The following is a 9,354-nucleotide window of genomic DNA, read 5'->3' as shown; positions in this document are numbered from 1 at the left end:
CACGAACAGGTGGCGTGGTTGTCGCCGCAGATGCCGCAGATGCGGCTGGTGATGAAGTGGGCGTCGCGGGGGTCCTTGCCCTTCATGAAGATCGAGTAGCCGCGGAAGATCGACGAGGTGCTGTGGCACTCGACGACTTCCTTGTTCTCGAAATCGATCTTGGTGTAGATGCCGAGGCTGCCCACGATCCTGGTGATCGGGTCCCACGCCATGTCGACGAGCTGGCCGGGCTCGCGCTTGGCGGTGGTCGGCTCCGGGACGATAGTTGTCATCGCACTGTCTCCGTCTGAAGTGAGGATGAAGCGCGCGCACCTGGTAGGGGACCTACCAGGTGCGGCGGGCTCCGGTGGTGAGTTTGTCGCCGTTGTGGCGCCAGCGCGGCTCCTTGTCCACGGTGCGCGCAGTGATCCCTCTGAGGTTGCGGATCACCGACCCGTACAGGCCTGAGGCGGTGGTGGAAATTTTGCCGCCCGGCGGCTCGTCCATGAACGGCATGAACTTGTCCGGGAAGCCCGGCATGGTGCATCCGATGCAGATGCCGCCGACGTTCGGGCAGCCACCGACACCGTTGATCCAGCCGCGCTTGGGCACGTTGCATTTCACGACCGGGCCCCAACAGCCAAGTTTGACAATGCATTTGGGTGACCCGTACTCGGTGGCGAAATCGCCCTGCTCGTAGTAGCCGGCCCGGTCACACCCCTCGTGCACGGTGTTGCCGAACAACCACTTGGGCCGCAGCGCGTCGTCGAGCGGGATCATCGGTGCCTGACCGGTCGCCATGTAGAGCAGGTAGGTCAGCGTCTCCGACAGGTTGTCGGGATGGATCGGGCAGCCGGGAACGCAGACGATCGGGATGCCGGCCTTGCTCTTCCAATCCCAGCCGAGGTAGTCGGGAACGCCCATCGCCCCGGTCGGGTTGCCGGCCATCGCGTGGATGCCGCCGTAGGTGGCGCACGTCCCGACCGCGACGACGGCGGTGGCCTTGGGCGCCAGCCGGTCGAGCCACTCGCTGGTGGTCATCGGCTGGCCGGTGGCCGGGTCGTTGCCGAACCCGCACCAGTAGCCCTCGTCCTTGATCTTCTCGTTGGGAATGGATCCCTCGACGACGAGCACGAAGGGCTCGAGCTCGCCGCGATCGGCTCTGAAGAACCACTCGAGGAAGTCGTCCGCCCCCCCGTTGGGTCCGCATTCGAAATCGATCAGGGGCCAGTGCACAGCGACCTTGGGTAAACCCGGAAGCGCACCGAGGGCTATTTCCTCGACGCTGGGCTGGGTGGCGGCAGTCAACGCCACCGAATCGCCGTCACAACTCAACCCCGCATTGATCCATAGCACATGGATCAATGTCTCTTCCGCTTTGACTGCCGCTTCTGTTGGCATGACGCAGCTTTCCGGAGCCGGGCTGGATGCTCCTACGCTGCCGGAGTCGACCGTCGGCCCACTTGCGCAGCGCTGAATTTGGGTCTACTCCCGCCGCACACCGTTGTCAACGGCTCTTGGTTTGCGGGCAAATGCACATGTGTCCCATAAGGCTCGTACGCCGGCCATTGCCGTTGCCCGACAAGGAAGTACGGCGGTCCGTCGCGACGTCACCCCAACCCGTGAGTCAGGCTAAAGAGCGGGCCGAAAAAGGCCGTCCTGCAAGTTGTTCGCAAGATTCCGGATGCGAATCCGTTCAACCAGCCGATCATGTGTCGGAGCCCGTGGCGAATCGGCGCAGCCATCCGAACCAGGCGCCCATGCCGGCTCCTGTGCGCGCACTGACCGGCAGGATCTCCGCCGCGGCATTGACCTCGCGAACGTGCGCGATGTACGACTCGACATCGACGTCGAGGTGGGGCACCAGATCAATCTTGTTGAGCAGCACCACATCCACCGATCGGAACATCACGGGGTACTTCAGCGGCTTGTCCTCGCCCTCGGTCACCGAGTAGACCATCGCTTTGGCGTGCTCGCCGACGTCGAACTCCGCCGGGCAGACCAGGTTGCCGACGTTCTCGATGATCACCAGGTCCAGGTTGGGCAGGTCGAGGCCCGGCAGCGCGCGATTGACCATGGGCGCGTCGAGGTGGCACTCGCCGCCAAACCCATTGCTGGTGTTCAGCAGCGAGACCTGGGCGCCGCGTCCGCTGAGCTTGGCCGCATCCAGGTCGGTGGCGATGTCGCCCTCGATCACGCCGATCGCGAATTCGCCGGCGAGTTCGTCGAGCGTTGCCTGCAGGATGGTCGTCTTGCCCGATCCGGGCGAGCTCATCAGGTTCAGCGTGCGGATCGCGTTGCTCTCGAAGGCCGCCCGGTTGGCGTCGGCGAGAACGTCGTTTTCGGCGAAGATCGCCTCCAGCACGTCGATGCGCTGCCTGCCCGTCCGATAGGAGCTGTGGTCGCCGTGTTCGTGATCGGGGTCATCGTGAGCATGGGTGTGCACGGTGCCGTCGTCGTGTCGATGAAATCTGCCCATGATCGGATCCGTTCCCGTGGCGCTATGGCCGAATCTTAATGCCCGGCGCAACCTGGCCCGCCCGGCGTGCACTGCGCGACGCGTTCCCGGCGTGTGTTGCGTCGTCGATTGCCCGCTCAATGCGGGGAAAGTTCGTGAGCCCGTGGAGCTTTGGGCGGCCCCTAGGACACGTCGAGCGACGTGACCAGGAATTCGTTGCCGCGCAGCACCTCGACGTCGGGGCTGTCGCACCCCGGGCACCAGATGGACCAGGCCGAGGTGATCTCGGATTGGCGGCCGCACGAACGGCACTTCACCTCGGCGGTGACGCACTCGAGTTCCAGCTCGGCGTCCGGCATGTCCTCGGAGTCCCGCACCAGCGTCCAGCAAAACGACAGCGATTCCGGCACCACCTGACGGAGAGCCCCGATCCGCACGCGCACGACGTCGACGTGCCGTCCGTCGGCATGCGTCTTGACCACACCGGCGATGGCCTCGCACAGCGCCAGCTCGTGCATGGCACTGTTCTACACCCGGACGGGGTCTACACCCGGACGGGGTCAGCTCGCGGTTTCGGCCGAACTCCACTTTTCCTCGATGCGCCCGAAGCGCCAGACGAGCAGGGCGGCAGCCCAGGTCAGGGCGAACATGCCGACGACGACAAAGCCGACGGCGTTGAGGTCGAGGCCGCCCAGCCACCGCCAGAACGGACCGCGCCACCCCAGCTCGTCGGCGAACAGACCGAGCAGTTCGATGCTGCCGATCAGCAGGGCCACCGCAACCGACAGCCCGGTGATCGTGATGTTGTAGTAGATCTTGCGCACCGGGCTGGCGAAGGCCCAGCCGTAGGCGAAGTTCATGAACGAGCCGTCGATGGTGTCCAGCAGGCACATGCCGGCGGTGAACAGCACCGGCATAGACAGGATGGCGTACCACGGCAGACCGGCCGCGGCGCTGGTGCCCGCCAGCACCAGCAGCGCGATCTCGGTGGCGGTGTCGAACCCCAGCCCGAACAACAGCCCGACGGGGTACAGGTGCCAGGATTTGGTGACCGACTTGGTGAACCGCCCGAGGAATCGGTTGATGAGCCCGCGATTCTGCAATTGCCGTTCGAGTTCGCTTTCGTCGTACTCGCCGCGGCGCAATCGCACGAACACGCGCAGGATCCCGACCAGCACGATGACGTTGAGGGTGGCGATCAGGTACAAAAACAGCCCGGAGACGCCGGTGCCGATGAGCCCGGTGTAGTGATGCAGCGTCGAGGAGCCGTCCTCGACGGGCCCGGCAGTGGCCGTTATGACGGCCTTCGTCCCCGTTGCCAGCAGGAGCGCCAGCGCGAAGACCACCGTGGAGTGGCCCAGCGAGAAAAAGAACCCGACGGCCAGCGGACGCTGCCCGTCGCTCATCAGCTTGCGGGTGGTGTTGTCGATGGCGGCGATGTGGTCGGCGTCGAAGGCATGCCGCATCCCCAGGGTGTAGGCCGTCAGCCCGACGCCGATGCCAAATGCCTTGCCGCCCAGGCTCAGCCGCTCCGGATCGACGATCAGCACCAGGGTGATCCAGCCGACGAGGTGCAGCGCGGCGATCACCGCCACCATCGATCCCAGCCGCCACCACTCCGCCGGCGCCAGGGCGCCCCGAAGCTTGCACAGTCGTGATGGCCGCCAGTCGGACTCGGTACTGGCCACCGGCACGACATTAGGGGGCGGCGCGAGCCAAATGCAAGTCGATTGCAGGAACCGCCCCGGGTTCGCCCGCGCCGAGTTGAGCCGAAAACTGGCGATCCCGGGTAGCGGGCGCGACACTGAACGGGTGACACCCAAGGGCCTGCGCACGGCTCCGGCGCTCGACCCGGCCGTCACCGAACGGATCGGTGACATGCTGCGGGCCCACGGGCTGCGGCGGATGGCGTCGCGGATCCAGGTGCTGGCGGTCCTCGAGCCGGTCAGCGGGCACCTGCCGGTCGCCGAGATCCACCAGCGGGTGCGCGCGTGCCTGCCGCCGGGCACCCAGCCGCCCGACGTCGCGACCATCTACCGCACGGTGACCACCCTGGTCGATCAGGGGGTGCTGCACGCGTTGACCCTCGACGGCGGTGTCGCCACCTACGGGCTGGCCACAGCGCCGCACCACCACGCGGTGTGCACGCGATGCGGCTCGATCATCGAGGTGCCGGCCAGGCAACTGAGCTCGGCGCTCGAGCACGCGATGGCGGGCAGTTCGTTCGCGCTGTCGGAGGCGGCCGGCCTGACGTTGCGCGGGCTGTGCCCGCAGTGCCAGGACGGCTGACAAGCGGCACCCGTCCCCCAGCTCCGCGGGGGTACCCCCAACGCCCGGCTACGCCGCGCTTGCGATCGCCGCTAGCGCAGGCCCAGTAGGGCGTTCTCGACCACCTCGGGCAGCCCCGGATGAATCCAGTACTGGCCGAGCGCCATTTCCGTGGCGGTCAGCCCGAAGCTCATCGCCTGGATCAGCGGCTGAATGATCGACGACGCCTGGTGACCCATGATATGGGCGCCCAACAGGCATCCGCTGTTGCGCTCGGCGATGAGCTTGACGATCCCGGTGGTGTCTTCCATCGCCCAGCCGTAGGCGACGTCGCCGTAGTCCTGGACCGCGACCGCGATGTCGAATCCGCGTGCGATGGCCTGGTTTTCGGTCAGCCCGACGGCCGCCAGCTGGGGGTCGGTGAACACCGCCGACGGCACGAACCGGTGGTCGGTCACGGCCATCGACCCGGTGTCGTCCCAGTCGCACAGCAGGTTGTGCTGCACGACGCGGGCCTCGTGGTTGGCGACGTGCTTGAGCTTGTACGGCGACGAGACGTCGCCCAGCGCGAAAACGCCGCGCGCCGAGGTCCGTTGGTATTCGTCGACCACCACCCGGCCGTTCTCGACATCGATGCCGGCCAGCTCGGCGTCCAGCAGGTCGGCGTTGGGCAACCGGCCGGTCGCCACCAGCAGCAGGTCGGCGTTCAGGGTGTACCCGTCGTCGAGCTCCAGGGCGACGCCGGAGCCGCGGTTGGCGGCGCGCGCGACGTTGCGGTGGGTGCGCAGCTCCCACTTGCTGGACGCGATGCGGGTGAACCGTTCGCAGATGGTGTCGTCGCAATGCCGCAGCATGCAGCTGCCCCGGGCCACCAGCGTGACCCGCACGCCAAGCGACGAGAAGACGTGCGCGAATTCGGCCGCGACATAGCCACTTCCGACGATCGCGATGTGCTCGGGCAACTCGGCGATGCGCATGATGGTGTCGCTGGTGTGATAGGTGACGCCGGACGCCAGGATCGCCGACGGGATCACCGGCCGCGAGCCCGCCGCGATCACCACCTGATCGGCGGCGAACTCCTCACCGGCGTCGGTGCGCAACAGGTAGCGCCCGTCGGGCTGGACGGGCCCGAACCGGGTGTGCCGGGCGTAGACGTCGATGTTGGGTGCCGAGCGCCGGTAATCCTCGCCGCCGAGCGCGATCGGGTCGATCCGGCCGAAGATGCGAGAGACGATGTCGTCCCAGCGCACCCGGTCGATGTGCGCGTCGACGCCGTAGCGGGCCGCACCCCGGACGGTCGCCGCGACCTCGGCGGCGTAGACGAACATCTTCGTCGGGATGCACCCGACGTTGAGGCAGGTGCCGCCGAAGGTGCCATGCTCGCAGATGGCCGCGCGCTTGCCGGCGTAGCGATCGTCGAGAATGGTGTTGCCCGAACCGGTTCCGATGATCGCGATGTCGTAGGTTTCCATCCTTGGGCCCTCACCCCTTCCCCGGGGATGCCGACGCGTCCGCGTTTTCGCTGCCGAGGTAGTCGTCCAGCCACACGTCGAGGTGGCGGTAGGCCATCCGCCGCGGCTCCGGCAACGACAAGAACACGTCGTGTTTGGCATCGGCCACCGGGACGACGGTGGTGCGATTGCCGATGCAGCCGGCCCACCTCGCGATCTGGGTGACGTCGAGGACCGCGTCGCCGCGGTGCATGGACTCCGGGTCGTCGGTTTCCCGCACGCTGTGGTCCGAACGCAGGATCAGGTTCGGCACGCCGACCTCGAGCCCGCGGTGCAGCCTGGTGTGGCCGCGACGGATGGCGTGCAGCCAGCCGAACGTGATGGGAAAGCCCCCCACCGGCTTCCACTGCAGGTCGTAGTCGAACTCGCCGTGGTAGTCGCGGTGCAAGGTGGTGCCGTAGCCGCCCTCGGTCGGGGCCCGGACCACCCCCTTGGACCGCGCCCGCGCCAGGCCGGCGATCAGCGCCGAGGTCAGCGAAAGGCGCAGCAGCGCAGGGCCGTGCAGATCCAGAAACGGGCTGTTGAGCACCAGGCCGCGGACGCCGGCGTGCGCGGCCGGATCCCGCCGGCGCAGCCGGTCCAGCCACAGCGAGACGATCAGGCCGCCGGAGGAATGGCCGTACACCAGGATCTTGGAGCGACTTGGCTCGTTGATCACGGCCAGCGCGCGGTCGAGTTCGGCGTCGTAGTGGGCGAGGTCGGTGATGAAGTGCGGGGTCTGGCCGTCGCGCCGCGACCGGCCGCATTTCTGCAGGTCCAGCGCATAGAAGGCGAAGCCGCGATTAGCGAAGTGATCGGCCAGCGCGGTGTTGAAGAAGTAGTCGGTGTAGCCGTGCACGGCCAGGACCGCGTGCTGGTCGGCACCGGTGGGCCTGCCGCGCCGGATCAGGGTTGCCACGATGTCGCCCTCGCCGGCGGGATCGGGCCCGAGCGGGATGGTGCGCTGCCAATAGCCGGGCAGCACGTCGGGCCCCCAGCCAGTCGCCCCGCCAGTCACGAGGCCAGCTTAAAGGTTTTGCTGGCTACGGTGGGCCGCACGCCGTGCGGTGCCCGGATAGCGTCGGGATAACCTGGGACGGTGTCAGGGCTAGCCAGAACCGCACGCACCGACGTCGTGCTGGTGGGCGCCGGCATCATGAGTGCGACGCTGGGTGCGTTGCTGCGGCGGCTGGAGCCGGACTGGTCGATCACCCTCGTCGAGCGGCTTGACGCCGTCGGCGCCGAAAGCAGCAGCCCCTGGAACAACGCCGGCACCGGGCACTCCGCGCTGTGCGAGCTGAACTACACCCCGCAGAACCCCGACGGCTCGATCGACATCACCAAAGCGGTCCGCATCAACGAGCAGTTCCAGGTGACCCGCCAGTTCTGGGCGTACGCCGTCGAGAACGGCATCCTGACCGACCGCGGCTTCGTCAACCCGATCCCGCACGTCAGCTTCGTGCGCGGGGCGCAGCGCGTCGACTACCTGCGGCGGCGGCAGCGCGCGCTGGCCGGCAACCCGCTGTTCGCGCGCACCGAATTGATCGACGACGCGGACGAGTTCGCGCGCCGGCTGCCGTTCATGGCCGCCAGGCGTGACTTCTCCGAGCCGGTCGCGCTGAACTGGGCCGCCGACGGCACCGACGTCGACTTCGGGGCGCTGGCGCGACAATTGGTCGGCTTCTGCGTGCGCGGCGGCACCACGGCGCTGTTCGGACATGAGGTGCGCGACCTGACCCGCCAATCCGACGGCAGCTGGGCGCTGCTGGTCCGCAACCGCCGCACCGGTGAAAAGCACCGGCTGAACGCCAAATTCGTCTTCGTGGGCGCCGGTGGGGACGCGTTGCCGCTGTTGCAGCGGTCGGGCATCAAGGAGGTCAGGGGCTTCGCCGGCTTCCCGATCGGCGGGCGGTTCCTGCGCGCCGACAACCCGGCGCTCACCGCCGCGCACCGCGCCAAGGTGTACGGCGCACCGGCGCCCGGGGCCCCGCCGCTCGGCGCGCTGCACCTCGACCTCCGCTTCGTCAACGGCAAGTCGTGGCTGGTGTTCGGGCCGTATGCCGGCTGGTCGCCGAAGTTCCTGAAACACGGCCATTTCACCGACCTGCCCCGCTCGATCAAGCCGGACAACGTGCTGTCGATGCTCGGTGTCGGGGCCACCCAGATGACACTGGTCAACTATCTGATCGGCCAGCTGCGCCTCTCCGAACCCGACCGCGTGCGCGCGCTGCGCGAATTCGCACCCAGCGCAATGGATTCGGACTGGGAGCCGACGGTGGCCGGCCAGCGGGTCCAGGTGATCCGCCGCGACAAGCGCAAGGGCGGGGTGCTCGACTTCAACACCACCGTGCTCAGCGCCGGCGACGGCAGCATCGCCGGGCTGCTCGGCGGCTCCCCGGGGGCGTCGACCGCCGTGCCGGCCATGCTCGACGTGCTGCAGAGGTGTTTCGCCGACCGCTACGACTCGTGGCTGCCCGCGCTCAAGGAGATGGTGCCGTCGCTGGGGGTGGAGCTGTCGCGCGAGCCCACGCTGTTCGACGAGGTGTGGTCATGGGGCACCAAGGCCCTGCGGCTGGAAGCGGGGGCCCGTCGGTGAGTGAGGCGCTGCGTCGCGTCTGGTCCAAAGACCTTGACGTTCCGACCCTTTACGAGCTGCTCAAGCTGCGGGTCGAGGTGTTCGTCGTCGAGCAGGCCTGCCCGTATCCGGAGCTCGACGGGCGAGACCTGCTCGCCGAGACCCGGCACTTCTGGCTGGAGACCCCCGACGGCGAGGTGATCTGCACCCTGCGGCTGATGGAGGAGCACGCCGGGGGAGAGAAGGCCTTCCGCATCGGCCGGCTGTGCACCAAGCGCAGCGCGCGCGGCCAGGGGCATACCACCCGGCTGCTGCGCGCCGCGCTGGCCGAGGTCGGCGACTACCCGTGCCGCATCGACGCGCAGACCTACCTCGCCGACATGTACGCCCAGCACGGATTCGTCCGCGCCGGAGACGATTTCATCGACGACGGCATCCCGCACGTGCCCATGCTGCGCCCCGGTTCCGGTCTGGCGACACAGCCGTGACGCCATACCCGTTCAGCGCGATCGTCGGGCACGAGCAACTGCGGCTCGCGCTGCTGCTATGCGCGGTGCGCCCGGAGATCGGCGGGGCGCTCATCC

10 protein-coding genes and 1 pseudogene are annotated in these 9,354 nt (G+C 68.0%); 4 read left to right on the top strand and 7 right to left on the bottom strand.

From position 1 onward, the window contains the following. The 5 genes from VMD50_RS13600 to nicT form a co-directional block, all read right to left on the bottom strand. The coding region (locus VMD50_RS13600) for a nickel-dependent hydrogenase large subunit (RefSeq protein ID WP_325428273.1) at positions 1–272 on the bottom strand (272 nt) is incomplete at its 3' end. A gap of 52 nt (positions 273–324) precedes the next feature. Further along, positions 325–1,380 (bottom strand): NADH-quinone oxidoreductase subunit B family protein, encoded by a 1,056-nt coding sequence (locus VMD50_RS13595; protein WP_325428272.1) that lies wholly within the window; start codon positions 1,378–1,380, stop codon positions 325–327. A gap of 307 nt (positions 1,381–1,687) precedes the next feature. Beyond that, positions 1,688–2,458, bottom strand: coding sequence for a hydrogenase nickel incorporation protein HypB (gene hypB / locus VMD50_RS13590; RefSeq protein WP_325428271.1), 771 nt, complete (start codon positions 2,456–2,458; stop codon positions 1,688–1,690). Between the two features lie 161 nt (positions 2,459–2,619). Beyond that, positions 2,620–2,955, bottom strand: coding sequence for a hydrogenase maturation nickel metallochaperone HypA (locus tag VMD50_RS13585; protein WP_325428270.1), 336 nt, complete (start codon positions 2,953–2,955; stop codon positions 2,620–2,622). Positions 2,956–2,997: 42 nt separating this feature from the next. After that, entirely contained in the window at positions 2,998–4,125 is a 1,128-nt protein-coding gene (nicT, locus tag VMD50_RS13580) for a Nickel transporter NicT (RefSeq protein WP_325428269.1), read from the bottom strand. Between the two features lie 190 nt (positions 4,126–4,315). Between nicT and VMD50_RS13575 the strand changes: the two genes are divergently transcribed. Continuing rightward, positions 4,316–4,726 (top strand): Fur family transcriptional regulator, encoded by a 411-nt coding sequence (locus VMD50_RS13575; protein ID WP_325428274.1) that lies wholly within the window; start codon positions 4,316–4,318, stop codon positions 4,724–4,726. Between the two features lie 71 nt (positions 4,727–4,797). On the opposite strand, the gene mtr is transcribed toward VMD50_RS13575, so the two are convergent. Both mtr and VMD50_RS13565 read right to left on the bottom strand, forming a co-directional pair. Next, on the bottom strand, positions 4,798–6,177 hold the full coding sequence (gene mtr, locus VMD50_RS13570) for a mycothione reductase (RefSeq protein WP_325428268.1): 1,380 nt from the start codon (positions 6,175–6,177) through the stop codon (positions 4,798–4,800). A gap of 10 nt (positions 6,178–6,187) precedes the next feature. Further along, positions 6,188–7,213 carry an alpha/beta hydrolase gene (locus VMD50_RS13565; protein ID WP_325428267.1) on the bottom strand — a complete coding sequence of 342 codons (1,026 nt, stop codon included), beginning with the start codon at positions 7,211–7,213 and terminating at the stop codon, positions 6,188–6,190. 81 nt (positions 7,214–7,294) lie between these two features. On the opposite strand from VMD50_RS13565, the gene mqo reads away from it, so the two are divergent. The 3 genes and pseudogenes from mqo to VMD50_RS13550 all read left to right on the top strand — a co-directional run. Further along, positions 7,295–8,791 carry a malate dehydrogenase (quinone) gene (gene mqo, locus VMD50_RS13560; RefSeq protein WP_325428266.1) on the top strand — a complete coding sequence of 499 codons (1,497 nt, stop codon included), beginning with the start codon at positions 7,295–7,297 and terminating at the stop codon, positions 8,789–8,791. Further along, a complete protein-coding gene (locus VMD50_RS13555) occupies positions 8,788–9,258 on the top strand; it encodes a GNAT family N-acetyltransferase (RefSeq protein WP_325428265.1) in 471 nt (156 codons plus the stop codon). Before mqo ends, VMD50_RS13555 begins: the two co-directional genes overlap by 4 nt. Beyond that, positions 9,255–9,354 (top strand): annotated as a pseudogene (locus VMD50_RS13550) (ATP-binding protein); the annotation flags it as partial. The gene VMD50_RS13555 and the pseudogene VMD50_RS13550, both read left to right, overlap by 4 nt.

It is taken from the genome of Mycobacterium sp. (assembly GCF_035506235.1).
GTDB lineage: Bacteria > Actinomycetota > Actinomycetes > Mycobacteriales > Mycobacteriaceae > Mycobacterium.
This window is presented reverse-complemented; position numbering and strand designations above follow the sequence as displayed.

What these genes read in the sequence shown, in the direction of transcription:
- VMD50_RS13595 (WP_325428272.1), bottom strand. Translation starts at nt 1,380, where the DNA reads ATGCCAACAGAAGCGGCAGTCAAAGCGGAAGAGACATTGATCCATGTG.
- VMD50_RS13585 (WP_325428270.1), bottom strand. Translation starts at nt 2,955, where the DNA reads ATGCACGAGCTGGCGCTGTGCGAGGCCATCGCCGGTGTGGTCAAGACG.
- hypB (WP_325428271.1), bottom strand. Translation starts at nt 2,458, where the DNA reads ATGGGCAGATTTCATCGACACGACGACGGCACCGTGCACACCCATGCT.
- VMD50_RS13575 (WP_325428274.1), top strand. Translation starts at nt 4,316, where the DNA reads ATGCTGCGGGCCCACGGGCTGCGGCGGATGGCGTCGCGGATCCAGGTG.
- mtr (WP_325428268.1), bottom strand. Translation starts at nt 6,177, where the DNA reads ATGGAAACCTACGACATCGCGATCATCGGAACCGGTTCGGGCAACACC.